Consider the following 23,139-nt stretch of genomic DNA (forward strand, 5'->3'; position numbering starts at 1 on the left):
CCGTTGTTGTGCCGGTCATATCAATTGCAGTTGCATAAAAGACGCAGCGGAAATTTTGTGGAATTAACGCCAAATTTAGCAGGAACGTTTATTGCTATTTGCCATTCCACTGACTACCAAACCCCGCGCGTCTTCGAAGGACTCAACGCCTGCGAAAAGCGTGCGGCAATCACTGTGAAAGGCAATACTCGATGGGCAAGTCAATCGCGCTCCTGTTTGCGTGTGCGGCGCTGGTTATCCTTGCAGGCTCGTTCGTTGCGTCCGGTTCGGTCGCGGCGGTAAAGGGCGGCTGCTCGCCGGCCTACGGCGTCGATCCTTGCTCGACGGCTTCGATCAGCCATTGACGAAGGGCCGGGCCTCGGCGCCGGTCTCATAGAGACAAACAGCGGCCGGAGCGTCTGAATCAGGACGCTTCCAATGACCGCCCCGTCTTACCCGCTTGAAAAGCAGCGGACGCGACTCTCTCAGATATTGCCAGCAGAAGGTTTGCGCCTGCCGACCTCAATTCGGTTCGCGACATCGGGCAGGCGGTTGCATTCGCGCCTGGGAGATGCGCGAATGCAATGCGGTAGAGAGGGCTCAGCCGATCAGGCCGGTGGCGGCCATGCCGAGCAGCAGCACGCCTAGTATGATGCGGTAGATAGCAAACAGTGTGAAACGGTTGCTCCTGATATAGGCGAGCAGCCATTTGACGGCGATGAAGGCGACGATCGTGGAAACAACGAAGGCGATGGCCAGCGCCGTCCAGTCTTCGCCTGCCGCACCGCCGTCCTTGAAGGTCTTCAGCAACTCATAGCCGCTCGCCGCATACATGGTCGGGATGCCGACGAGAAAGGCGAATTCGGTCGCTGCGGCGCGATTGCCGGTGCCGGCCAGCATGGCGACGAAAATCGTGGCACCGGAGCGTGACGTTCCCGGGAAGACGCCGGCAACGATCTGAGCGATGCCGACCAGGATAGCGACAAGCCAGGTGATCTGCTTATGGGGCGGCCTGCGTGCTGCCGCCCACTCGGCAAAGATCATCCAGATGCCGCCGATGATTAGCGCCCAGGCGATCGGCGTCGCGGTCTCCGGCAATTCGTACCCCAGCTTCTTGACGACGAGGCCCAGAATGGCGGTGATGAGGAAGGCGACTATCAGCTTGGCGGCATAGTCTCGATTTGCAGGTTCCCGCCAGCCGAGCACCAGGTCCAGCAGGCGACGCCAATAGATTATCGTGACGGCAAGGATGGCGCCCGCCTGAATGACGATGTTGAACATGTCCGACCGATGGCCGAGCCACTGCTCCGCAATGATGAGATGGCCGGTGCTCGAGATCGGCAGAAACTCGGTGATCCCCTCGATGACACCGAGAAGGGCGGCATTGATATAGTCCATAAATTGTCTCCGGTTTAAAGGTCAGTCGGACTTCAACAGCGCTTGAGCCGATCAGGCGCGGCCTCTATCCTTGTGCGTAAGACGCGTGCTTTGCCCCTTGTCTGATGGCGTGAAATCCGATTCGCTTGTATTGGCCCGGCCAAGCTCCTATAGCTTCAACCAATGAGTCATGACTAGGGCGCTATAAACGAGCTGCCGCACAGTCCTGTAACAGCAATCATAAAGCCCGAGTATCGATGCCCACGCTTTATCATCATCCCATGTCATCCGCATCTCGCTTCGTCCGGCTGATCCTGGCGGAATACGGCTATCAGGCGGATCTGATCGAGGAACAGACATGGGAGAAGCGCCGGGATTTCCTGGCGCTCAATCCGGCCGGCACGCTGCCGGTCTATGTCGACGACAGCATGCGCGCGCTCTGCGGCGCGAGCGTCATTTCCGAATATCTGGACGAGACGCACGGTGTGTTGAAGCGCGACCGGCGGCTGCTCGCAGAGGACCCATTCCAGCGGGCTGAAATTCGCCGGCTGACCGAATGGTTCATGCAGAAAATGGAAAATGATGTGACCAAGCCGCTCGCGCGCGAGCGTGTCTATAAGTTGCAGATGACCGCCGATCAGGGTGGCGGAGCACCGGATTCGAAGATTTTGCGCACGGCTCGCGCGAATATCCGCCAGCATATGCGTTATCTTACCTGGCTTGCCGGCTCGCGTCAGTGGCTGGCTGGCGAGCGGATGAGCTATGCCGATCTTGCCGCTGCCGCCTCGATCTCGATCCTCGATTATCTCGGCGAAATCGACTGGGCCGACGCCCCTGTCGTCAAGGAATGGTATCAGCGGCTGAAGTCGCGCCCCTCCTTCCGGCCGATGCTGACCGAGCGCGTGCGCGGCCTGACCCCGGTTTCGCACTATGCCGATCTGGATTTCTGACGAGGGCTTTTCATGCCCGAAAATGATGACAAAGAGCGCCGCCGCCGCGACAATTTGACCGAGTTCGTCCGGGCGGAATCCGCCGCCAAGGGCTTCGATCTCTGCCGCATCACCCGCCCGGACGCCATCCCTGAAGCAAAAGAGCGCCTCGGCCAGTTCATCGATGCCGGGCGCCACGGGACGATGGAGTGGATGGCGGAGACGCGCGAGCGGCGCGGTGATCCGCTGACGCTCTGGAGCGAGGTGCGGTCCGTCGTCGTCTTCGGCCTCAACTACACGCCGGAGGAAGATCCGCGCGGCATCCTCAGCAAGCCGGACAAGGCGGCAATCTCCGTCTATGCCCGCAACCGCGATTATCACGACATCATCAAGGGCCGGCTGAAGGAGATCGCCACGCGTTTTGCGGCGCGGGCCGGCGCCGACGTGAAAGTGTTCGTCGATACCGCGCCGGTCATGGAAAAGCCGCTGGCGGCGGCCGCCGGCCTCGGCTGGCAGGGCAAACATACCAATCTCGTCAGCCGCACGCATGGGTCCTGGCTGTTTCTCGGCAGCATGTTCACCACGGCCGATCTTGCCGTCGACGCGCCGGAGACCGATCATTGCGGCTCCTGCCGCGCCTGCCTCGACATCTGTCCGACGGCCGCCTTTCCCGCGCCCTATCAGATCGATGCGCGGCGCTGCATCTCCTATCTCACCATCGAGCATAAGGGGCCGATCGACCCCGATCTCAGGCCGCTTATCGGCAATCGCATCTACGGCTGCGACGACTGTCTTGCCGCCTGTCCCTGGAACAAGTTCGCGGTCTCGGCCTCTGAAATGAAGCTCAAGGCCCGGGAAGATCTGAAGGAGCCGCCTCTCGCCTTTCTGCTGACACTCGACGATGCCGCCTTCCGCGCCTTCTTCAGCGGTTCGCCGGTGAAGCGGATCGGCCGCGACCGCTTCATCCGAAACGTGCTGATCGCCGCCGGCAATTCCGGCGAGAGGGCGCTCATCGCACAATGCCGCCTTCTCGCCGGCGATCCCTCGCCGATGGTGCGCGGCATGGCGGTCTGGGCACTTTCCCGGCTGATGGAGGCTGGCGAATTCTCGGCCTTTGCCGCACAAAGGGTCGATGAGCGCGACAACGACGTATTGACCGAATGGCGGCTGGCAGGAGTGGACCGATGCATGTGATGATCTTTGGCTGCGGCTATTCCGGCACGGCGATCGCAAAGGCCTTCGTGGGCGAAAACGTGCGCCTGTCCGGCACCACGCGCTCGGCCGACAAGATGGAGGCGCTGCGAGCCAACGGCATCGACGCATTTTTGTTCGACGGCGAGACCATGGACGACGACTTACGCCGCGCGCTGGAGAGCGTCACCCATCTCGTGCAGTCGATCGCGCCGGGAAAGGCCGACCCGCTGCTGCGACTGTTGGGCGAAGACAGCGCCCGTCTCCTGCCCCGGCTGGAATGGATCGGCTATCTCTCGACGGTCGGCGTCTATGGCGATCACAGGGGCGCGTGGGTGAGCGAGGAAACGCCCTGCGTGCCCGTTTCCGGACGATCAAAAGAGCGGCTCGAGGCCGAACAGGGCTGGCTGGCGATGGGCCGGGAGCGCGGTGTGCCGGCGGCGGTGCTGCGTCTTTCCGGCATTTACGGGCCCGGGCGCAACGCCTTCTGCAATCTGGACAAGGGCACGGCGCGGCGGCTGATCAAGAAGGACCAGGTTTTCAACCGCATCCGCGTCGAAGATATCGGTGCGGCGACCCGCTTCCTGTCGGAACGCGGTCTCGGCGGCATCTATAATGTCACCGACGACCGGCCCGGCCCGCCGCAGGATGTGATTGTTGAGGCGGCACGCCTGATGGGCGTCGAACCGCCGCCGGAGCAGGCATTCGAGACCGCAGAACTGACGCCGATGGCGCGCACCTTCTACGGCGAGAACAAACGGGTTTCGAATGCGAAACTCAAGAAGGCGGGCTTCGAATTCTCTTTCCCGACCTATCCGATGTCGCTTGCGCAATTGTGGCAGGACGGACACTGGCGCGGTTAGAGCTTTTCCTGTTTAAATTGAAGCATTCTGTTGGCTCAAACGGAGTCGGATGGTCGACCGGCCGGCGCGTCGTAGCCTAGCTCTGCGGCCAAGCCGGCCGGTCGATCAGACGGCCCGTTTCAGCCAACCCTGCCGCAGATTTGCCTGGCAAATCTTCGCCACGGCGAAGCGGTGCGGCTGGTGGGCCGGGCATCTCTAGCCAGGATCGGAGGCGATCGGCTCGGACGTACCTTGGGGTATGCCCATCGCCAATCGCCTCTGCCCTGACGAAAACCTGCCCCGGCAGAATGCGTCAATCTAACCAGGAAAGGCTCTAGCGCCGGCGGCTCGTGCGCTCACCCAAAAGGAGTAGGAAATTCCTTCTTTCCCTCACCTGACGGGAAAATTTCGCCCTATATTATGGTTAACGGCCTTTGAATTTGCCCAAATGTGGCAATAAATATGACAAAGTCAGAAAAAAATTTTCGCGATTTTTGTGAACGGCGGAACGGCGACCGCTTCTTCGGAAAATTCATTCGGATTTTAACTGATTTCATTATGTTTTTTCCACCCATTACGGCCGTCACCGATTTCCGTCATTATATCAACGCCATCACAAATGTTACGGTCTGTAACATTCCGTGAATTGAAGCGGCACTTTTTCGCCACTTTTTAACAGATTTAAGCCCCGCCGCCTGCAAGGGCGTGAGTTCAATAGTTGAGGGATACTCTGTTTTGAAGAAAATACGTCGTTCTATTATCGCTGCCGTAACTATTGCAGCCTGCTCTTCCATGCTTCCGGCGGAGAGTTTTGCTGGAAATGGCTGCGGCGGTGCTTCATGGTACGCGCTTCGCTCCAAAACTGCTTCCGGGGAACGTATGAACCCCGCCATCTTGACTGCCGCACATCGTTCGCTCGCGTTCGGCACCAAGGTGAAGGTCACCAACCGCAACAATGGCCGCACCGTCGTCGTCCGCATCAACGATCGCGGTCCGTTCATCCGCGGCCGGGTGCTCGATCTGTCGCGCGCCGCCGCCCAGAATATCGGCATGGTGAGCTCGGGCACGGCGAAGGTCTGCTACCAGGTGATCAGCTGAGGCTGACACCCGAGGTGATCAGCTAAGGCTGACAGCGCCGTACAACCGGCTGCGCCCTGACCGGCGCTTGCTCTTGCCGCCAATCGCGGTTACCACGCGGTTGAAACTTGTCAACAATCCGCCCGGCCTGTGTGCGGAACGTTCGCACGTCATGGCAACAGGAGATATGTAAATGCGTCTGGGCGGCCGCCTCGAAGGGGCGATTTCTGTGCTCGCGGATATCGATGCCCGCAAGCGGCCCGTCGCCGACGCGCTCAAGGACTGGGGCCTCGCGCACCGCTTTGCCGGTTCCGGCGATCGTGCGGCGATCGGCAACATCGTCTATGACGCCTTGCGCATGCGGCTTTCCCATGCCTGGCTGATGGATGACGACAGCGCTGCGGCCATCGCCCATGCCGTCATGTTCCGCCAATGGGGCTTCACGCCCGATCGTCTCGCCGGCGAACTGGCCGACGACAAGTTTGCACCGCCGCCGCTTTCGGCAGACGCCGTCGCCGCTTTCGCAAGCCGCTCGCTCGACGATGCGCCGCCGCATATACGCGGTGATATTCCCGAATGGGTCCAACCCTCCTTCGAACAGGCCTTCGGCGCAGGCTGGCTCGCCGAGGCGCAGGCGCTCGCGGCGCGCCCGACGCTCGATCTGCGCGCCAATATCCTGAAGTCCTCTCGCGACAAGGCCGTCAAGGCGCTCGAACGCGCCGGCGCACATGCTGCGAAAATCGCCCGCTACGGCATCCGGATTGCCGCCGGCGAAGGCGCCTCGCGCCTTCCCAACGTGACCGCCGAGCTTTCGTTCCAGAAAGGCTGGTTCGAAGTTCAGGACGAGGGTTCGCAGATCGTCGCCGATCTGGTGCTCGCCAAAGACGGCGAACAGATTCTCGACTATTGCGCCGGCGGCGGCGGCAAGACGCTCGCCATGGCGGCCGCCATGCAGAACAAGGGACAGGTTCACGCCTACGACGCCGACCGCAAACGACTGGCGCCGATCATCGAACGGCTGAAGCGGGCGGGCACGCGCAATGTCCAGGTACACGATGACGCCAGAGGGCTTTCGGCCCTTGCCGGACGCTGCGACAAGGTGCTGGTCGACGCGCCCTGTACCGGCACCGGCACATGGCGCCGCCGCCCCGATACGAAGTGGCGGCTGACGGCGAAGAACCTCGACGAGCGCACCGCCCAGCAACAGGACGCGCTGGCCCAGGCAAGCGGCTTCGTCAAGCCGGGCGGCGAGCTGATCTATGTCACCTGCTCGGTTCTGCCTCAAGAAAACGAGGAACAGGTGCGCCGCTTCGCGGCTGACAATCCTGATTTTCAGATAGTCGGCGCCTTACCCGCCTGGGACGCGCTCTTTGGAAGAGATGCGCCGCGGCCGCATTCCTCCGACGGCTCGACGGTGACGCTGACGCCTGCTTCCACCGACACGGACGGCTTCTTCTTCTGCCGTATGCAGCGCAAGGGCTGAGGCGCGCGCCCTCGTACATAGGCTGTTTTTCAGGCAAACGTACCGCAAAAAGCCGATTTTGCAGCAATCGCTTATCTTAAAATCATTCCAAACTAGACCGTTTGACACCAGTTTACTTTTGCGCGAAGAGACGGAGCCGATTACAGCGCCGCGCGTCTTATCAGACTCGCAAAGGACGCTGTAACATTTTTGGATTGATGCATCGTGCTTTCCGAAATCGATTCCGATTTCGGGCCGATGCGCTCGACGGAATATCCGTCACAGGAGAGGATCATGAAGCTCAACAAACTCCGCGCAGCCGTGCTGGCGATCGCCCCCGCAGCCCTGCTCGCCCTTCCCGCGCATGCCGCGACCGATGCGGCGGCCGTGGTGAAACATTATGCCGATGTGGCGCATGCGAAATACGAAGACTCGCTGACGACGGCAAAGGCGCTCGATGCCGCGATCGACGCCTTTCTGAAGGCGCCGAGCGATGCGACGCTCAAGGCGGCCCGGGAGGCCTGGATCAAGGCCCGCGTCCCCTACCAGCAGACGGAAGTCTATCGCTTCGGCAATCCTGTTGTCGACGAGTGGGAAGGCAAGGTCAACGCGTGGCCGCTCGATGAAGGCCTGATCGACTATGTCGATCCCTCCTACGGCACCGAGAGCGACGAAAACTCCCTCTATGTCGCCAATGTCATTGCCAACAACACGATCAAGATCGACGGCAAGGATGTCGATGCCTCGAAGCTGACGCCGGAATTCCTCTCCGGCACGCTTGCGGAAGCCGGCGGCATCGAAGCCAATGTCGCCACCGGCTACCACGCCATCGAATTCCTGCTCTGGGGCCAGGATTTGAATGGCACGGGACCCGGTGCCGGCAACCGCCCGGCCACCGATTACGACCTGAAGAATTGCACGCACGGCAATTGCGACCGCCGCGCCGAATATCTGAAGTCCGCCTCCACGCTGCTGGTTTCAGACCTGCAGGAAATGACCGACAACTGGAAGCCGGACGGGGCTGCGACGAAGAACGTCGAAGCCGATCCGAAGGCCGGCCTCGTCGCCATCCTGACCGGCATGGGTTCGCTCTCCTACGGCGAGCTTGCCGGCGAGCGCATGAAGCTTGGCCTGTTGCTGCACGATCCTGAGGAAGAGCATGATTGCTTCTCAGACAATACTTATAATTCGCATCTCAACGACGCGATCGGCATCGCCGCCGCCTATACCGGCAATTATACCCGCGTCGATGGCACCAAGCTTAGCGGCCCCTCGCTGCACGACCTCGTGGCCGCCAAGGACAAGGCGCTCGATGCGGAGCTGGAAGGCAAGCTCAACAAGACGCTCGATGCGATGAACGCCATGGCCAAGCGCGGCGAAACGGTCGAGAAGTACGACCAGATGATTGCCGAAGGCAACAAGGAAGGCAACGCCGTCGTCCAGGCCGCCATCGACGGGCTGATCGACCAGACGAAATCGATCCAGCGCGTTATCGCCGCACTCGATCTCGGCACGGTTCAGCTTGAAGGTTCCGACAGCTTGGATAATCCTAACGCCGTCTTCAAATAAGTGAAAAGGCGGGCCGCTTCGGCTTTCGAGGCGGCTCGGACTCTGAAATGCCTTTCATTACCTCCCTCATTCCTGTGCTCGTCACAGGAATCCAGCCACGGCGTGTCGGCGCCGTGAATGACCTGGTCAAAGGGGGGTCTTCCGCGCCCAAGGACTTGGGCGCGCTGGATTCCTGTGACAAGCACAGGAATGAGGAAGTGGAAAAGGAAGCGCGCGTCAGCACCGTCGAGCTTGCCACTCGGAAGAGTCGCCTCTTGTCGAAACTCCGCATCGCCACTTACGCCGCCCTTGCTGTAGCGCCCGCAGCGATCGCCGCTGGTTTTGATCTGCCGACGAAACGCACCGACCTCTCCGAAGCCGACCTGAAACGCGTCGCCGAGGTCACCCGGCCGACGACGGATTTTTCCAAGGCCGAACAATATGAGGCGATGCAGGCGGGTGCGACGACCTCGGTCGATCCGGTCACCGAAGACAGCTTCTCGCATATTTCGGCCAATATCCCCTTCGAGGAAGAGCAGAATTTCAAGCTCGGCAATGCGCTCTTCCGCAAGCTCTGGGTTTCCTCGCCCTCCTCGACGCAGGCTTCCGATGGCCTCGGGCCGCTGTTCAACGCCCGCTCCTGCATGAGCTGTCACGTCAATGACGGCCGGGGCAAGCCGCCGGAGGGCGGTCCGAGCGCCGTGTCCATGTTCCTGCGGCTTTCCCGCGCAGCCAGGACGCCGGAAGAGGAAAAGGCGATCGGGGGCGCTGACATCCTCAACTTCCCCGATCCGGTCTATGGCCATCAGCTGCAGGATCTTGCCGTTCCTGGTCTTGCCGCCGAAGGCCGGATGGCGATCCGCTATGATGAGGAGACGGTAACGCTTGGCGACGGCGAGATCATGTCGCTGCGCCGGCCGCATTATGCGGCGACCAATCTGGCCTATGGACCGCTCGATGCTTCGACGACGATCTCGGCGCGTGTCGCCCCCGCCATGATCGGCCTCGGACTGATCGAGGCGATTCCCGAGGCCGATATCCTTGCCCGTGCCGACCCTGACGATGCTGATGGCGACGGCATCTCCGGCAAGGCAGCGATCGTCCGTGATCATCGCAGCGGCGAGATCGCGCTTGGCCGTTTCGGCTGGAAGGCGCAGAACGCCACGGTGCGCGACCAGAATGCCGACGCCTTCGCCAATGATATCGGCATCTCCACGCCCGACCGCCCGGACGCGCATGGCGATTGCACCGAGGCGGAAGAGAAATGCCTCGAGATGCCGACCGGAGTACAGAAACGGCTGGGCGAGGAAGAAGCGCCGGGGCCTATTCTCGACCTCGTGACCTTCTATTCGGAAAATCTTGCCGTTCCGGCGCGCCGCAAGGCGAGCTTCCCCGAGACACTGAAGGGTAAACGGATTTTCTACGAAAGCGGCTGCGTTTCCTGCCATGTGCCGAAATTCGTCACCCGTCGGGATTCGCCCGACAAGGCGCAATCCTTCCAGTTGATCTGGCCCTATTCCGACTTCCTCCTGCACGATATGGGTGACGGGCTGGCCGACGGGCAGCAGGTCGGCCTTGCAAGCGGACGTGAATGGCGCACGCCGCCGCTATGGGGTATAGGACTGACCCGGACTGTCAGCGGACACAGCTTTTTCCTGCATGACGGCCGTGCGCGGGATCTCAACGAAGCGATCCTCTGGCATGGCGGCGAAGCGGAGAAGGCCCGCAACGCTTTCTCCTCCCTGTCCAAAGACGACAGGGCGGCCCTGATTACATTCCTGGAGTCACTTTGATGCGCCTTTGGCACCCCCTGCTCTGCCTCACTCTGATCGGCCTCGCCACATCGGCCGCCGCCCAGACCGCCGCTCCTCCGGCAGGGCTGAACGAGGATGCCGTTCCCGCCGTCATGCAGCGCGCCGTCGACGAAGTGATCCGGCCGGGCTATCGCAACATGCAGCAATCGGCCGCCCGGTTGACGACGGCGATGAAGGATCTTTGCGACGGCGGCACGCAGCAGACGCTCGACAAGGCGAAATCGGCCTTCGACGATACGATCCGCTACTGGTCGATCATCGAGATCGTCCAGACCGGACCCGTCATCCAGGACAATCTCTTCGAGCACATCCTGTTCTATCCGGACCGCAAGGGCGTCGGCCTGAAGCAGGTGCAGGCGCTGATCGCCAAGGCCGATCCGAAGGATGCAACGGTCGATGCGATCGCCGGCAAGAGCGTGGCGCTGCAGGGCCTGACGGCTCTGGAATACGTGCTTTACGGCAACGGCTCGGAAAATCTCGTCGGGCAGAAGGGCGGTTTCCGCTGCCTTTATGGGGCCGCCATCGCCGGTAATATCCAGCGTGAGGCTGGCGAAGTGGTCGCTGCCTGGGAAAAACCCGACGGGGTGCAGGCGAGCTGGAAACATCCAGGTCCGCAGAGCAATGATTTCATGGACAACAAGGAAGCGGTAACCGCGCTGCTCGGCATTCTCGTCCACGGCGCCGAGAATGTCCGCGATCAGCGGCTGGAGCAGTTCTACAAAGGCAAGGACGCCTCGCCGCGTCCGCGCATGGCGATCTACTGGCGCTCCAAGAACACCTGGAAATCGATGGCGGCCAATATCGACGGCCTGCGCACGCTGTGGCAGAAGGCCGGCATGGCCGAGCTCCTGCCGCCGGACAAAAAGGCGATCGCTGCCTCGATCGACGAGAACTTCAAATCGCTGCTCGACAGCGTACCGAAGCTCAATCCCGACATCGACGCCGCTGTCAGCGATGCCGAGAAGGCCAAGCTCGACACGCTGCTTGCCGAGAGCCGCGAGCTGATCACCAGGATCAGCGACGAATACGGCGCGGCCATCGGCCTTTCGGCCGGCTTTTCCTTTTCTGACGGAGACTGAAGCGATGATGCAAAGCGGCCCGATCAACCGACGCAGTTTCGTCAAGGCGGCAGGAATCGGCTTCCTGGCGAGCTTGGCGCCAAGGTCGCTGATGGCGCTCGAACGGGCCGATGCAGTCTATGCCTCGGGCATTCGCACGGCAAACGGTTCCTTTGCTATTGCCACCGTGACCGAGCGCGGCGAGATCATCGATCAGGTGGCGCTTCCCGCCCGCGCCCACGGCATGGCCTTCAGCGCCGCCACCGGCAAGACCGTCGCCTTCGCCCGCCGGCCGGGCACCTATGCGATGATCTTTGATCCACGAGATAAGGGCGAGCCGATTGTCATCAGTTCCCGCGACGACCGCCATTTCTACGGGCACGGCGCCTTCTCGCCCGATGGCCGGATTCTCTATGCGAGCGAGAATGATTTCGACGGCAATCGCGGCATGGTCGGTCTCTACGACGCAACCGATCGCTTTACCCGCATCGGTGAATACGAAACCTATGGCATCGGCCCGCACGATATGACGGTTTCCGATGACGGCCGCCTGCTCATCGTCGCCAATGGCGGCATCGAGACGCATCCGGATTTCGGCCGCACCAAGCTCAATCTCGGGGCGATGCAGCCGTCGCTGGCGCTGATCGATGCGGCAACCGGCGCGTTGATCGAAAAACACGTGCTGCCGGCCGAATGGTCGCAGCTGTCGACCCGCCACGTCGACCTCGACGGCGAGGGCCGCATCTGGTTCGCCTGCCAGTACGAAGGCCGCCGCAAGGACCTACCACCGCTCATCGGCCATTTCGCCAAGGGGGAGGATCTTTCCTTCGTCGCGCTGCCGGAGGAGACGACGCGCAGGCTTGCCAATTATGTCGGGGCGATCGCCGTCAACCGCAGCGAAGGTCTCGTCGGCATCACCTCGCCGAAGGGCGGCGCCTCGGTGACCATCGACGCAAGAACTGGCAAGGTGCTGGCCGAGATCGCCGTTCCGGAGGCCGCCGGCATCGCGCCGGCAAGAGAGGGCTTTGCCGTCTCCTCCTATGACGGCGATTTCCTTTCGAGGCGCAGCGATGTCGCCTGGGATCAGCACATCGTCCGGGTCTCTCAGCGGGTGCGCGCATAGGCCTTCTGCTCTGCGCTGACGCTCGATGCCGCGGCTCTTGCCGCCTCATGCAGCCATTCGGGTCCCCGGGCCTGCAAATCCTGCAGGATTGCTGCTGCGGCGGCCGCATCATCGGAATGGCAATTGGCGATCTCGAAGCCCATCAATTCGAGCATTGTCGGCGAAAGCAGGATCTCCGGATGCTTCTCGATCTCGATCTTGCGGCTGTTCGGCGAGAGCCGACGCACGAGGATGCGGCCGCAGACGCGATAGTGAGGATCGGCCGAGCGCGCCCGCCCGGCGGCGATTTCGCCCGCACGGATCGCCACATCAAGCGGCCTGTGGTGAAGCGACCAAGCCGAGGGCACCAGCGCCTTCGCCTCGCGCAACACCGGCCCACCCTGCCATTCGGCATAGGCGACGAAACGCGGGCGGCCGAGGCTGCCGGTGCCGGCGCTGCGCGGCTTGGCTGTGAAGGCTCCCGATCCGGATGGCAAGGCTTCGGAAAGGGCCTCGATATAGGTAGCCGGCGCCTTCGTCTTGCCCGGAGGCAGCGTCTTGTATTTTTCCCAGAATTCCCCGCGTTCGGAATTCGGCAGCATCAACGCCTTGCGCAGCCATTTATGGTCGCGTTCGAGGATGACCGGCAACGGATTTTCAAGGCCTCTGCAGTAACCGCCGAGGATCAGCTCGCCGATCATCCGAGCCGAGGGACCGTTGCCGTTGCGCGCCAGGATGGCGCTTGCCGCAAGGCGAACGAGATCCAGCGCATAAGGCATCACCGCCGCATCATCGAAATCATTGACGCCCCAGACGAGCCGCCCCTCGCTGTCGCGCCAGGTGCCGAAATTCTCCAGATGCATATCGCCGATCGCCAGCACTTCGGGCGCGCGGCCGAGCTCCGGGCAAATATCGAGGATGATCTCGCACCAGCGCCAATAGGTGGCGCGCAGGAACACGAAATCGTCGCTTCGCATCTTCTCGTGCTTTTCCTTAAGATCGTCCTCAACGAGATCGCCGCCGAGCTCACCGGCCAGCCAGGTCTCGAAATTGCGAACCGATTGCGATATCGTCGTCATGGCACCGGCTCCCTCTATTCGAGACAGGATGCCGGAGAATACCCGTTCCGCGCGAAGCTGCAATTGTCTTCGCAGGAGGTCGGCACCGGGTTTGCGCAACGGCGGCACGGCGAAAGGTTGCGCTGACGACACGGCTTGAGGTTTCCATCACCCACCGGATCGATTTCAGCAATGTCCAGCTTGTCGAATCCGGCCTGCCATGCCACTTTCCCGGCTTCGAGAGGGGTAGCCATGAGTGAGACTGACAGGGGCGATTTCCGCGCGCGAATCCGCCGCAACTTTGCGCGCCAGGCGGCGATGCAGACGATCGGCGCGGAGCTGACGCGCGTCGAACACGGCGTCGTCGAGATCGAGCTTCCCTTCGACATCAAACTGACGCAGCAGCACGGCATTCTGCATGCGGGCATCATTTCCGCCGCGCTCGATTCGGCCTGCGGTTTTGCCGCCTACAGCGTCATCGACCCGGAAGCCTCGATCCTGACGATCGAGTTCAAGGTCAATCTCATGTCGCCGGGCCGCGGCGAGCGCTTCCTGTTTCGCGGCGAAATCACCAAGCCGGGCTCCACCATTATCGTCGCAGACGGGCGAGGCTACGCGATCAGCGACGGGCCGGCGAAACTCATTGCCTCCATGACCGGAACGATGATGGTCATCCGCGGCAGAGAAGGAATTACAGGATGAAGTTCGAACTGAAATCGGTCGCGGGAAAATCCATGCTGTTCGTCATGGCGGCGGAGGCCGAATACGGTCCGTTTCTGCGTTCGCGCATCGAACCCTTGATGACCGGCGTCGGTCCGGTCGAGGCGGCGGTGGCGCTGACCAAGACGCTGGCGCGGCTCGATGCCGCCGACGAGCTGCCGGATCTCGTCGTTTCGCTCGGCTCCGCCGGCTCGGCGAAACTGGAACAGACCGAAATCTATCAGGTAACCTCGGTATCCTACCGCGACATGGACGCCTCGCCGCTCGGCTTCGAAAAGGGCCGGACACCCTTCCTCGACCTGCCGGCGACGCTCGAGCTGCCGCTGCGTATTCCCGGCATTGCCGAGGCAAGCCTTTCCACGGGCGGCAACGTCATTTCGGGGGCCGCCTATAGCGACATCGACGCCGACATGGTCGATATGGAGACGTATGCGGTGCTGCGCGCCTGCCAGGGCTACAAGCTGCCGCTGATCGGTCTTCGCGGCATTTCCGACGGCGCGGTCGAGCTGCAGCATATTTCCGGCTGGACGGAATATCTGCACATCGTCGACCGCAAGCTCTCCTACGGCGTCGACAGCCTGTTCACGGCGCTGGAAGACGGCGTTTTCTGGTTCTAGGCCCTGAAAGCCCGCGCCTTTCCGGCGCGCGAGGGACAATCGGAACAATAAAAACCCGATGCCGCCGATTTCCCGGATTGCCAGGCGAAGCGCTTTTCATTAAAGCCTCGACATGACCCAGACAGCACATCCCGACTCCGTTCTCATCGTCGATTTCGGCAGCCAGGTGACCCAGCTCATCGCACGACGCGTGCGCGAGGCCGGCGTCTATTGCGAAATCGTTCCCTTCCAATCGGCCGAAGAGGGCTTCAAGCGCCTCCAGCCGAAAGCCGTGATCTTGTCCGGCAGCCCGGCATCGACGGTGGACGAGGGATCGCCGCGGGCGCCTCAGATCATCTTCGACAGCGGCCTGCCGGTCTTCGGCATCTGCTATGGCCAGCAGACGATGTGCATGCAGCTCGGCGGCAAGGTCGAAAGCGGCCATCACCGGGAATTCGGCCGCGCTTTCCTCGATGTCGACAAGGACTGCCAGCTGTTCGAGGGCCTCTGGTCCTCCGGCTCGCGCCATCAGGTGTGGATGAGCCATGGCGACCGCGTCACGGCGCTGCCCGATGGCTTCGAGGTGGTCGCCACCTCCTCCAACGCCCCCTTCGCCTTCATCGCCGACGAGAAGCGCAAATATTACGGCGTGCAGTTCCACCCCGAGGTGGTGCACACGCCCGACGGCGCCAAGCTGATCGGCAACTTCATTCACAACATTGCCGGCATCAAGGGCGACTGGTCGATGTCGGCCTACCGCCAGAAGGCGGTCGACGAGATCCGCAAGCAGGTGGGCGACAAGCGCGTCATCTGCGCCCTTTCCGGCGGCGTTGACAGTTCGGTCGCCGCACTGCTGATCCACGAGGCGGTCGGCGACCAGCTGACCTGCATCCTCGTCGACCACGGCCTGATGCGCAAGGACGAGGCGGCAAACGTCGTCGCCATGTTCCGCGAGCACTACAATCTGCATCTGCTGCACGTCGACGCCTCCGACCGTTTCATCGGCGAGCTCGAAGGCGTCAGCGACCCGGAAACCAAGCGCAAGATCATCGGCCGGCTGTTCATCGAAACCTTCGAGGAAGAGGCAAAGAAACTCGGCGGCGCCGATTTCCTCGGCCAGGGCACGCTCTATCCCGACGTGATCGAGAGCGTTTCCTTCACCGGCGGCCCGTCGGTGACGATCAAGTCGCACCATAATGTCGGCGGCCTGCCGGAGCGCATGAAGATGCAGCTCGTCGAACCGCTGCGCGAGCTTTTCAAGGATGAGGTGCGCGCGCTCGGCCGCGAACTCGGCCTGCCCGACAGCTTCATCGGCCGCCACCCCTTCCCCGGCCCCGGCCTTGCCATCCGCTGCCCCGGCGGCATCACCCGCGAAAAGCTGGAGATCCTGCGCGAGGCCGATGCGATCTACCTCGACGAAATCCGCAAGGCCGGCCTCTACGACGCCATCTGGCAGGCCTTTGCCGTGCTGCTACCCGTCCAGACTGTCGGCGTCATGGGCGACGGGCGCACCTATGAATTCGTCTGCGCGCTGCGCGCCGTCACCTCCGTCGACGGCATGACCGCCGATTTTTACCACTACGACATGGAATTCCTCGGCCGCGCCGCCACCCGCATCATCAACGAGGTGCGAGGCATCAACCGGGTGGTCTACGATGTTACGTCGAAGCCGCCCGGCACCATCGAGTGGGAGTGAAGGTTGTAGGGTGCCCGGGAACGCCATCCCGACCAGCAAATTCTTGATAGTGTTCTGAAAATTGCTTTCGCCTCCTCCGGGATGGTGAAAGCGAGACCTCATGAAACTACAGGGGAGGAGCTCGGCTCGACGTCACATTGCGGCTGGCGTCGATGGCGAGGTCGGCACTGGCAGTCATAGCGCACGAATGCGCCAGCGCGAACTCGATCTGAACTTTGTCGCCAGCCTATGCCGAGAGTCGCTTACAAATCTTTTGCATAGCGTCGTCCATCGGACCCGGTCCCGCCAGAATGATGACGCACCCGATCGTAGACAGGGGAATGTCCTTGAGACGCGAGAATTCAGCCAGGGTTACCTTGCGCTCTTCTTTCCAATTGCCGACATCCGCGCTCGGCACGAGGCCTTCGATCATCTGGTGAGCAATGCTCACGTAGCTTTCGTGATCGGTAACAAGCGCGCGTCCGGTTCTTACCATCTCCGTCGTAATGCGGCCAGCGAGGTCGCAGCGGTTCCTGCGCCTGCGAACTCTCTTTCCTTGTCGGTGACAATTGAGGCGAGATTGGTAGTTCCTAATGGCGCTCTTTTGCGAGTTGGCCACACTGGTCTGCGAAAAACCGATTGCAACTTACCATCAGTCCGTCTAGGCTTTGAGCGATCACGCAAACGCCATCCGACTCCCGGCGATGAACCCTTGAAGGAAAGGAAGTGAGCATGGCCAAGCTCGTGTTCGGAATGAACCAGTCCCTGGATGGTTACGTCGATCATATGGCGTTCGGGCCAAGCCCCACGCTCTTCCGTCACTTCGTCGAGTCGACGGAAAGGCAAGCGGGCAGTGTGTACGGTCGTCAAATGTATGAGATCATGCGCTACTGGGATGACGACCATCCTGAATGGGACGCGGACAGACGCGCCTTCGCGGCCGCCTGGCGGGACCAGCCGAAATGGGTCGTCTCGCGCTCGTTGAAATCGGTCGGTCCCAACGCCAGCCTTGTCGAGGGCGATCTTGAGGGTGCGATCCGCAGGCTAAAAGCCGAACGCGACGGCGAGATCGAAGTGGCCGGCCCGGACCTGGCGCAAAGCCTCACCGATCTTGGCCTGATCGACGAGTATATCATTTATCTGCACCCCGTCGTACTCGGTCACGGCAAACCATATTTCGCGGGACCCCGACCGCGGCTGCGCCTTATCGCCAATGACAAAATTGACGAGGATGTGATCCGGTTGGTCTACGTTCCAGCTTAATTTCCCGAATTGGAAGAATCGCTGACAATAACGTGCTAGGGTGGTCGCGCGGATCTGTTATTCGCACTTTCATTTGCAGGAGAAGGCCTTTGTTTGCCGTCGCAACAATTCAGAACTCACCGGCTGCGGCGGTAGGGATAGAGGCGCTCGGCATCGCGGCCGAGGGCTGATCCCCATTATTGCCCGGCCTTAGCGCGCCCATCCGGGTGCATGTCTAATGTCGAGAAGAATATGATCATCGAGCTAACGCCTATTGATTTTGACGCGCTGCTGAATGGCATCGCGCCTCTTAACCTGCGCCTTGTCCCCGACAGCGCGATTGCGCCTCCTGAGGTATTGGAGATGCTGCGCCGCCTTGCGGCCGACATCGGCGCGGCATTCTCGCCGTCGGCCTGGATGATCGTGGAGGAGGATGAGATCGTCGGTCTCTGCTCCATTGTCAGAACGCCACGAGATGGAAACATCCACATCGGCTATGGCATTGCGCCTTCCCGCCAGGGCCGTGGATGCACGACCCGGGCCATAGGGCAGTTGCTGGCATGGGGACGGAGCGATCCTCGAGTGGCTCTGCTCTCTGCCGAGACAGGGATCGGGAACATCGCGTCGCAACGTGTTCTCGAGCGCAACGGGTTCATCCGCACCGGCGAGCGCATCGATGCCGAAGACGGTCCGTTGATTTGCTGGGAAGCCGTGACGGATTAGTTTGCCTGCATGAGAGCGTGCATGGCCGGCCAAGGTTCCTCGGCCGGCCATGCTCTATCGGGACAATGGCGGTGACGACTGCGTCAGCGGCCGTAGGTAACCTCGATCGAGGCTTTGTCGAGCGTATTCGCCCGGACATAGTAGCCAACCATCGCGCCCGGCGCCGTATCGGGAAGCGGCAGCTTGTCCACCGAGAGCGCGTAGACGGTGAACTGGTAATGGTGCGGCGCATCGCCGACCGGCGGGCATGCGCCGCCATAGCCTGATGTACCGAAATCCGTACGGCCCTCCACGGCCCCTGCCGGAAGCTTTTTGTCACCGCTGGCGCCGGTGGCAATCTTCGAGGCGTCTGCCGGAATGTTGAACACCGACCAATGCCACCAGCCCGAGCCGGTCGGAGCATCCGGGTCGTAGACCATGACGGCGAAGCTCTTGGTTCCCTCTGGAGCGCCCGACCAGGTGAGTTCCGGCGAGATGTTCTTGCCCGTGCAGCCGAAGCTGTTGAAGACCTGCGCATCGGCCATGGTCTTGCCTGATGTCAGATCTTTCGACGTGAGCTTCATTTCGGCTTGGGCGGCCGTGGCGCCAAAGACGGACGCGGTGAGAAGTGCTGTTGCTATAAGACGCATGTTGTTTTCCTGCGGTTGATGATGCGGGAAAACTACCGTTGTCACGGCAGCGCATCTGCCCCGCTATGCTCAACTTCTGCCCCGATCCGCTCAAAACACTCAGTTCCGCCCCGCACATGGCGCGGATTGACGCCGAACCGCTCTTTGAACCGTGCCGAAAACTGCGACGGCGAATCGTAACCGACTTCCAGCGCCACCTGTGCCATTGGCAGGGTTGTGGTTTGGATGAGGGCCAGGGCGCGATTCATCCTTGTGTCGCTCAATATCTCGCTGAAACTTGTCTTTTCGGCGGCGAGCTTACGCCGGAGCGTCGCTTCGCTCATGTTGAAGGCGCGCGCCGCGTGCCCCAGCGTCCAATCAAAGGCCGTATCACTTTCAATCATCTGCCTCAGCCGGTCCTCGAGCCGAGGACTTTCGCATCGACCGAGCACCGCGCCGCAGAGCGCAAACCAGGTGACCAGTTCCATCAAACGCGCCTTGGCAATGGCCCCGGGAAGCCTCGTCAGATTGCCGGGCTGACAGCAATAGGCAAACAATGCCGCCGCTTCCTCCGGCAGGTTCGAGGCACCGGCCGGGAGCGGCCGCGAGGGGACGGCGATCGAACCCATGGCGATATAGGCATCCTCGAAGAGCTGTCTTGGAACAGGCAGCGCCAGGGTCTGATACTTCTGCGGCGCCTTTGGAATGTTCTCCATCGTCAACGGCCGATAGTCGGGCAGCAGGGCATAAGCGCCCGCCTCAAGACGCAAGGCCTTGTCATCCGCCATGACGATCTTCGTTCCCGATTGCACCTGGATCAGCAAGGGGCTCGTATTGACGAGACGAAAAAAGCAGGCACGCCCACCCTGGCGGATCAGGGCCCTGGTTGGAATGCGAAACACGTCGTCCAGCATGGCTTCTCCGGCAACAGGATGCCCCTCGCCCCTGATCCTTAGCGACGGGAAATAGCAAAAGCGCGTGACAGGGGCAACCTTGAGCCGGGGCGTATGCCGGCGGGAGCCGCCGCACCCTTCGGTCAGGGCTCGACCATATCTAACCCCTCGCGGACTTCCTGATATGATCGACCAAGGCCCGCAGCTTCAGCGGCTGCCGCTGGCGCCGGGGATAATAGAGATAGAAGCCCGGAAAGGGTGGGCAGAAATCTTCGAGCAGCGGCATGAGTTCGCCGCGGTCGATATAGGGCTGAAACGTTTCCACCATGCCGAAGGTGATCCCGCTGCCTGCGCAAGCCATGCGGATCATCATGCCCATGTCGTTCGTCGTCACTGCGGGATCAACGGAGACGTCGAAATCCCGATCATTCTCGGTGAATTCCCAGCGATAGGGCGCCTTATCCGGGCGCGGTCGCCATCCGATGCAGGCATGGTCATGGAGTTCGGTTGGATGGCGGGGACTGCCGTGGCGCTCGAGGTAGGCGGCGGACGCGGCCGCGCATTGCCGCTGCGGCTCTGAGACCGGGACCGCGATCATATCCTGCTCGATCACTTCGCCCAGACGGACAGCGGCATCGAAACCGGTTTCGACGATATCGAATTCGTCATCTGTGACGGTGATATCCAGTTTGATTTCGGGACAGGCCTGCATGAAGCCGGCGAGCAAAGTGCCGGATAGGAAGCTTTCGGCGATCGAGGACACGGTGATCCTCAGCAGGCCGCTCGGGCGCGCCTGCATGTCCCGCACCGTCTGCATCGCATCCGTGACCTGCCGGACCGATGGATGAACGGCCGCGAAGAACACTTCGCCGGCTTCGGTCAGGCTGACGCTGCGCGTAGTGCGCTGGACGAGCGCGACGCCAAGACGATCCTCCAGACGCTGCAGGGACTGACTGACGGCGGAGCGGGTGACGCCGAGACGCTCGCCCGCAAGGCGAAAGCTCCGCGCCTCCGCCACGGCGAGAAAGACTGAGATGCCTTCTAGATCGTCGACCATTGGTTAGGAAATCTAACCAAGCCATCGCGGATTGGCAACTTAATCACTTCAGTTCTTGGGCCTATCTTTTCTGTCGAGGCCCACGAAAACAGCGGTCCTGACCTCGAAAGGAATAAGGATGCAAAACATTGCCATGAGAGCTGTCCTGCATTTTTGCGCCGCCGCCACCTTGGCGGGCACGGCGGTCAGCCCGGCAGCCGCGGATGGCGTCGGCGGCCGCCAATCCACGCGTCAACAAGATAGCGAGAACACCATGCAGCAACATCCCTATGTCGGCACGTGGGTGACCGACGACGGCCGGGTCCGCCACCAGCTTCTGCCCAACGGTCGCTACGACGAGGCCCGAGGAAACCGGGAGAGCGCCTATCGAGGCCGTTACGAAGTGGTCGGGAGCCACATCGAATACTTGGACGACACCGGCTTCACGGCCGATGGTGATTTCGTTGACGGTAACACCCTCCATCACGGCGGCATGGTGCTTCGCCGCAAATGACAAGCTCGCTCAATAAGGCTCTATCCGGCCGGAAAGGATGAGGATCATGTCTTCCACCACACCCATCTGGTTCATAACAGGCGCATCGTCCGGCCTCGGCCGGGCGCTCGCCGAGGCGGTTCTCGCCCGTGGCTGGCGGGCTGCGATAGCGGCGCGCAGACCCGAGACCCTCCGGGATCTCGCAACTGAACACGGCGACCGCGCCCTTGCTCTCGCCCTCGATGTGACGGACAGCGGCTCCGTCGCCCGCGCGGTTCACGACGCCGAAGCGCATTTCGGTGCGATCGACGTCGCCGTCAACAATGCCGGCTACGGTTACCTCTCGGCGATCGAAGAGGGCGAGGACGCAGAGATACGCGCCCAGTTCGAGACCAATGTCTTCGGCCTGATCGCCGTCACCAAGCATGTCCTGCCGGGCATGCGCGCGCGCCGGCGGGGGCATATCTTCAACGTCTCGTCGCTCGGCGGGCTCGTCGCCTTCGCCGCGACCGGCTACTACCACGCCACCAAATTCGCCGTCGAAGCCCTGTCGGAATCGCTTTCCCATGAGGTCAAGCCGCTCGGCATCAGGGTGACGATCCTCGAACCCGGTGCCTTCCGCACGGATTGGGCGGGCCGGTCGATGATCGAATCCAGGACTGTTATCGACGATTATGCCGAAACGTCAGGCAAGCGGCGCCAGGCCACCCGTTCGGTCTCCGGCAAACAGCCGGGCGATCCGGCGCGTGCCGCCGCTGCCATCATATCGGCGTTCGAGGCGGAGGAGCCGCCACTGCGCCTGCTGCTCGGCGCGCCCGCCCTGAAGATCGCCTGCGAACGGCTCGATGCGCTGCGGGTTAATTTCGACGCCTGGGCGGAGACGACGCTCAGCGCCGATTTTCCCGACTGAGCCGCGCCCGAGAAAACACTCAACAGACAAATGGAGCTTGAAATGTCGAACATCGAAGGAAAAGTCATTGCCATCACCGGCGCCAGCAGCGGCATCGGCGAGGCTGCTGCAAAGGTGCTGGCTGCGGCGGGCGCCCACATCGTGATTGGCGCCCGCCGCATTGAGCGCCTGGAGAGGCTCGCCGGCGACATCGGAGCCAGAGGCGGAATGGTACGGCTGCGAAAGCTTGACGTCACCGACCGCTCCGAGGTCGAGGCTTTCGCAGCCTTTGCCAGATCCGAGCTCGGCCGGCTTGATGTCATCGTCAACAATGCCGGCGTGATGCCGCTCTCGCCGCTCGAGGCCCTGAAGGTCGACGAATGGGACCGGATGGTCGACGTCAACATCAAGGGCGTGCTCTACGGCATCGCCGCAGCCCTGCCGATCATGAAGGCACAGGGATCCGGGCAGATCATCAACCTGGCTTCGATCGGCGGCCACAGCGTCTCGCCAACGGCCGCCGTCTATTGCGCGACGAAATTCGCAGTCCGTGCAATCTCGGACGGGCTGCGGCAAGAGACCGATCGCATCCGCGTGACCGTCATCTCTCCCGGCACGACGACGTCGGAACTGGCCGACACGATCACCGACCCGACCGCGCGCGACGCCATGAAAGCCTTCAGGGCGATCACGATCAGCCCCGATTCTATCGCCAATTCGATCCTTTATGCTGTCAGCCAGCCTGATGATGTCGATGTCAGCGAGATCATCATCCGGCCGACGGCCAGCCCGCATTGAGCAGCCGATATCCAATTGACATTGCCCGC

The 23,139-nt window shown here is 61.9% G+C and carries 25 protein-coding genes; 18 read left to right on the plus strand and 7 right to left on the minus strand.

Annotation, left to right across the window (positions count from 1 at the left end):
- Positions 1 to 191 precede the first annotated feature (191 nt).
- The gene (locus PYR71_RS03745) at positions 192 to 344 is read left to right on the plus strand and encodes a hypothetical protein (RefSeq protein ID WP_003570911.1); all 153 of its coding nucleotides are present in this window, start codon (positions 192 to 194) and stop codon (positions 342 to 344) included.
- A 235-nt stretch (positions 345 to 579) separates the two neighbouring features.
- Here PYR71_RS03745 and PYR71_RS03750 read toward each other — a convergent pair whose 3' ends face one another.
- On the minus strand, positions 580 to 1,377 hold the full coding sequence (locus PYR71_RS03750; RefSeq protein WP_183914036.1) for an undecaprenyl-diphosphate phosphatase: 798 nt from the start codon (positions 1,375 to 1,377) through the stop codon (positions 580 to 582).
- Positions 1,378 to 1,613: 236 nt separating this feature from the next.
- Between PYR71_RS03750 and PYR71_RS03755 the strand changes: the two genes are divergently transcribed.
- From PYR71_RS03755 to PYR71_RS03765, 3 genes are read left to right on the plus strand one after another with little or no spacing between them, the layout of a single operon-like run.
- On the plus strand, positions 1,614 to 2,306 hold the full coding sequence (locus PYR71_RS03755; protein WP_183914034.1) for a glutathione S-transferase family protein: 693 nt from the start codon (positions 1,614 to 1,616) through the stop codon (positions 2,304 to 2,306).
- Positions 2,307 to 2,318: 12 nt separating this feature from the next.
- Positions 2,319 to 3,479 (plus strand): tRNA epoxyqueuosine(34) reductase QueG, encoded by a 1,161-nt coding sequence (queG, locus tag PYR71_RS03760; RefSeq protein ID WP_275618271.1) that lies wholly within the window; start codon positions 2,319 to 2,321, stop codon positions 3,477 to 3,479.
- On the plus strand, positions 3,470 to 4,339 hold the full coding sequence (locus tag PYR71_RS03765; RefSeq protein ID WP_275618272.1) for an SDR family oxidoreductase: 870 nt from the start codon (positions 3,470 to 3,472) through the stop codon (positions 4,337 to 4,339). The genes queG and PYR71_RS03765 overlap by 10 nt, the downstream gene beginning before the upstream one ends.
- A 578-nt stretch (positions 4,340 to 4,917) precedes the next feature.
- Here the strand turns inward: PYR71_RS03765 and PYR71_RS03770 are convergent.
- Positions 4,918 to 5,178, minus strand: coding sequence for a hypothetical protein (locus tag PYR71_RS03770; protein WP_275618465.1), 261 nt, complete (start codon positions 5,176 to 5,178; stop codon positions 4,918 to 4,920).
- Between PYR71_RS03770 and PYR71_RS03775 the strand changes: the two genes are divergently transcribed.
- The 6 genes from PYR71_RS03775 to PYR71_RS03800 all read left to right on the plus strand — a co-directional run bounded on the left by PYR71_RS03775 (position 5,111) and on the right by PYR71_RS03800 (position 12,400).
- Positions 5,111 to 5,416 carry a septal ring lytic transglycosylase RlpA family protein gene (locus PYR71_RS03775; protein WP_275618458.1) on the plus strand — a complete coding sequence of 102 codons (306 nt, stop codon included), beginning with the start codon at positions 5,111 to 5,113 and terminating at the stop codon, positions 5,414 to 5,416. The genes PYR71_RS03770 and PYR71_RS03775 overlap by 68 nt on opposite strands.
- A gap of 172 nt (positions 5,417 to 5,588) precedes the next feature.
- Positions 5,589 to 6,878, plus strand: a complete 1,290-nt coding sequence (locus tag PYR71_RS03780; RefSeq protein ID WP_275618273.1) for an RsmB/NOP family class I SAM-dependent RNA methyltransferase — start codon at positions 5,589 to 5,591, stop codon at positions 6,876 to 6,878.
- A gap of 273 nt (positions 6,879 to 7,151) precedes the next feature.
- A complete protein-coding gene (locus tag PYR71_RS03785; protein WP_275618274.1) occupies positions 7,152 to 8,426 on the plus strand; it encodes an imelysin family protein in 1,275 nt (424 codons plus the stop codon).
- A gap of 47 nt (positions 8,427 to 8,473) precedes the next feature.
- The gene (locus PYR71_RS03790) at positions 8,474 to 10,198 is read left to right on the plus strand and encodes a di-heme oxidoreductase family protein (RefSeq protein WP_275618275.1); all 1,725 of its coding nucleotides are present in this window, start codon (positions 8,474 to 8,476) and stop codon (positions 10,196 to 10,198) included.
- Positions 10,198 to 11,298, plus strand: a complete 1,101-nt coding sequence (locus tag PYR71_RS03795; protein WP_275618276.1) for an imelysin family protein — start codon at positions 10,198 to 10,200, stop codon at positions 11,296 to 11,298. The genes PYR71_RS03790 and PYR71_RS03795 overlap by 1 nt, the downstream gene beginning before the upstream one ends.
- Positions 11,299 to 11,302: 4 nt before the next feature.
- Positions 11,303 to 12,400, plus strand: coding sequence for a DUF1513 domain-containing protein (locus PYR71_RS03800; protein ID WP_275618277.1), 1,098 nt, complete (start codon positions 11,303 to 11,305; stop codon positions 12,398 to 12,400).
- Here the strand turns inward: PYR71_RS03800 and PYR71_RS03805 are convergent.
- The gene (locus PYR71_RS03805; protein ID WP_275618278.1) at positions 12,382 to 13,458 is read right to left on the minus strand and encodes a DUF2252 family protein; all 1,077 of its coding nucleotides are present in this window, start codon (positions 13,456 to 13,458) and stop codon (positions 12,382 to 12,384) included. The two genes, PYR71_RS03800 and PYR71_RS03805, sit on opposite strands and share 19 nt — an antisense overlap.
- 231 nt (positions 13,459 to 13,689) lie before the next feature.
- Between PYR71_RS03805 and PYR71_RS03810 the strand changes: the two genes are divergently transcribed.
- From PYR71_RS03810 to guaA, 3 genes are all read left to right on the plus strand, one after another.
- Positions 13,690 to 14,139 carry a PaaI family thioesterase gene (locus PYR71_RS03810; RefSeq protein WP_010028223.1) on the plus strand — a complete coding sequence of 150 codons (450 nt, stop codon included), beginning with the start codon at positions 13,690 to 13,692 and terminating at the stop codon, positions 14,137 to 14,139.
- On the plus strand, positions 14,136 to 14,774 hold the full coding sequence (locus PYR71_RS03815; protein WP_275618279.1) for a 5'-methylthioadenosine/S-adenosylhomocysteine nucleosidase: 639 nt from the start codon (positions 14,136 to 14,138) through the stop codon (positions 14,772 to 14,774). Before PYR71_RS03810 ends, PYR71_RS03815 begins: the two co-directional genes overlap by 4 nt.
- A gap of 112 nt (positions 14,775 to 14,886) precedes the next feature.
- Complete coding sequence (gene guaA / locus PYR71_RS03820) at positions 14,887 to 16,449, plus strand: glutamine-hydrolyzing GMP synthase (protein WP_183914015.1); 1,563 nt, start codon at positions 14,887 to 14,889, stop codon at positions 16,447 to 16,449.
- 226 nt (positions 16,450 to 16,675) lie between these two features.
- On the opposite strand, the gene PYR71_RS03825 is transcribed toward guaA, so the two are convergent.
- Complete coding sequence (locus PYR71_RS03825; RefSeq protein ID WP_275618280.1) at positions 16,676 to 16,879, minus strand: hypothetical protein; 204 nt, start codon at positions 16,877 to 16,879, stop codon at positions 16,676 to 16,678.
- A gap of 281 nt (positions 16,880 to 17,160) precedes the next feature.
- On the opposite strand from PYR71_RS03825, the gene PYR71_RS03830 reads away from it, so the two are divergent.
- Positions 17,161 to 17,691, plus strand: coding sequence for a dihydrofolate reductase family protein (locus PYR71_RS03830; RefSeq protein WP_183914011.1), 531 nt, complete (start codon positions 17,161 to 17,163; stop codon positions 17,689 to 17,691).
- 210 nt (positions 17,692 to 17,901) lie between these two features.
- A complete protein-coding gene (locus tag PYR71_RS03835) occupies positions 17,902 to 18,393 on the plus strand; it encodes a GNAT family N-acetyltransferase (RefSeq protein ID WP_275618281.1) in 492 nt (163 codons plus the stop codon).
- An 83-nt stretch (positions 18,394 to 18,476) separates the two neighbouring features.
- Here PYR71_RS03835 and PYR71_RS03840 read toward each other — a convergent pair whose 3' ends face one another.
- From PYR71_RS03840 to PYR71_RS03850, 3 genes are all read right to left on the minus strand, one after another.
- Positions 18,477 to 19,022: a YbhB/YbcL family Raf kinase inhibitor-like protein gene (locus PYR71_RS03840; RefSeq protein ID WP_183914007.1), complete on the minus strand. Its 546-nt coding sequence runs from the start codon at positions 19,020 to 19,022 to the stop codon at positions 18,477 to 18,479.
- A gap of 41 nt (positions 19,023 to 19,063) precedes the next feature.
- Positions 19,064 to 19,915 carry a helix-turn-helix domain-containing protein gene (locus tag PYR71_RS03845; RefSeq protein ID WP_183914005.1) on the minus strand — a complete coding sequence of 284 codons (852 nt, stop codon included), beginning with the start codon at positions 19,913 to 19,915 and terminating at the stop codon, positions 19,064 to 19,066.
- 139 nt (positions 19,916 to 20,054) lie between these two features.
- Positions 20,055 to 20,951: a LysR family transcriptional regulator gene (locus tag PYR71_RS03850; protein WP_275618282.1), complete on the minus strand. Its 897-nt coding sequence runs from the start codon at positions 20,949 to 20,951 to the stop codon at positions 20,055 to 20,057.
- Between the two features lie 118 nt (positions 20,952 to 21,069).
- Here PYR71_RS03850 and PYR71_RS03855 point away from each other — a divergent pair, with 118 nt between their 5' ends.
- From PYR71_RS03855 to PYR71_RS03865, 3 genes are read left to right on the plus strand one after another with little or no spacing between them, the layout of a single operon-like run.
- Complete coding sequence (locus PYR71_RS03855; RefSeq protein WP_275618283.1) at positions 21,070 to 21,444, plus strand: Atu4866 domain-containing protein; 375 nt, start codon at positions 21,070 to 21,072, stop codon at positions 21,442 to 21,444.
- Between the two features lie 37 nt (positions 21,445 to 21,481).
- Entirely contained in the window at positions 21,482 to 22,333 is an 852-nt protein-coding gene (locus tag PYR71_RS03860) for an oxidoreductase (protein ID WP_183913999.1), read from the plus strand.
- A gap of 42 nt (positions 22,334 to 22,375) precedes the next feature.
- A complete protein-coding gene (locus PYR71_RS03865; RefSeq protein WP_275618284.1) occupies positions 22,376 to 23,110 on the plus strand; it encodes an SDR family oxidoreductase in 735 nt (244 codons plus the stop codon).
- Positions 23,111 to 23,139: the final 29 nt, after the last annotated feature.

This window comes from Rhizobium mulingense (genome assembly GCF_029194105.1).
Lineage (GTDB): Bacteria > Pseudomonadota > Alphaproteobacteria > Rhizobiales > Rhizobiaceae > Rhizobium > Rhizobium mulingense.

Coding starts and splice junctions, on each gene's coding strand:
- PYR71_RS03745 (WP_003570911.1), top strand. CDS start 192: ATGGGCAAGTCAATCGCGCTCCTGTTTGCGTGTGCGGCGCTGGTTATC.
- PYR71_RS03750 (WP_183914036.1), bottom strand. CDS start 1,377: ATGGACTATATCAATGCCGCCCTTCTCGGTGTCATCGAGGGGATCACC.
- PYR71_RS03755 (WP_183914034.1), top strand. CDS start 1,614: ATGCCCACGCTTTATCATCATCCCATGTCATCCGCATCTCGCTTCGTC.
- queG (WP_275618271.1), top strand. CDS start 2,319: ATGCCCGAAAATGATGACAAAGAGCGCCGCCGCCGCGACAATTTGACC.
- PYR71_RS03765 (WP_275618272.1), top strand. CDS start 3,470: ATGCATGTGATGATCTTTGGCTGCGGCTATTCCGGCACGGCGATCGCA.
- PYR71_RS03775 (WP_275618458.1), top strand. CDS start 5,111: ATGCTTCCGGCGGAGAGTTTTGCTGGAAATGGCTGCGGCGGTGCTTCA.
- PYR71_RS03780 (WP_275618273.1), top strand. CDS start 5,589: ATGCGTCTGGGCGGCCGCCTCGAAGGGGCGATTTCTGTGCTCGCGGAT.
- PYR71_RS03785 (WP_275618274.1), top strand. CDS start 7,152: ATGAAGCTCAACAAACTCCGCGCAGCCGTGCTGGCGATCGCCCCCGCA.
- PYR71_RS03790 (WP_275618275.1), top strand. CDS start 8,474: ATGCCTTTCATTACCTCCCTCATTCCTGTGCTCGTCACAGGAATCCAG.
- PYR71_RS03795 (WP_275618276.1), top strand. CDS start 10,198: ATGCGCCTTTGGCACCCCCTGCTCTGCCTCACTCTGATCGGCCTCGCC.
- PYR71_RS03800 (WP_275618277.1), top strand. CDS start 11,303: ATGATGCAAAGCGGCCCGATCAACCGACGCAGTTTCGTCAAGGCGGCA.
- PYR71_RS03805 (WP_275618278.1), bottom strand. CDS start 13,458: ATGACGACGATATCGCAATCGGTTCGCAATTTCGAGACCTGGCTGGCC.
- PYR71_RS03810 (WP_010028223.1), top strand. CDS start 13,690: ATGAGTGAGACTGACAGGGGCGATTTCCGCGCGCGAATCCGCCGCAAC.
- PYR71_RS03815 (WP_275618279.1), top strand. CDS start 14,136: ATGAAGTTCGAACTGAAATCGGTCGCGGGAAAATCCATGCTGTTCGTC.
- guaA (WP_183914015.1), top strand. CDS start 14,887: ATGACCCAGACAGCACATCCCGACTCCGTTCTCATCGTCGATTTCGGC.
- PYR71_RS03830 (WP_183914011.1), top strand. CDS start 17,161: ATGGCCAAGCTCGTGTTCGGAATGAACCAGTCCCTGGATGGTTACGTC.
- PYR71_RS03835 (WP_275618281.1), top strand. CDS start 17,902: ATGTCTAATGTCGAGAAGAATATGATCATCGAGCTAACGCCTATTGAT.
- PYR71_RS03840 (WP_183914007.1), bottom strand. CDS start 19,022: ATGCGTCTTATAGCAACAGCACTTCTCACCGCGTCCGTCTTTGGCGCC.
- PYR71_RS03845 (WP_183914005.1), bottom strand. CDS start 19,915: ATGCTGGACGACGTGTTTCGCATTCCAACCAGGGCCCTGATCCGCCAG.
- PYR71_RS03850 (WP_275618282.1), bottom strand. CDS start 20,951: ATGGTCGACGATCTAGAAGGCATCTCAGTCTTTCTCGCCGTGGCGGAG.
- PYR71_RS03855 (WP_275618283.1), top strand. CDS start 21,070: ATGCAAAACATTGCCATGAGAGCTGTCCTGCATTTTTGCGCCGCCGCC.
- PYR71_RS03860 (WP_183913999.1), top strand. CDS start 21,482: ATGAGGATCATGTCTTCCACCACACCCATCTGGTTCATAACAGGCGCA.
- PYR71_RS03865 (WP_275618284.1), top strand. CDS start 22,376: ATGTCGAACATCGAAGGAAAAGTCATTGCCATCACCGGCGCCAGCAGC.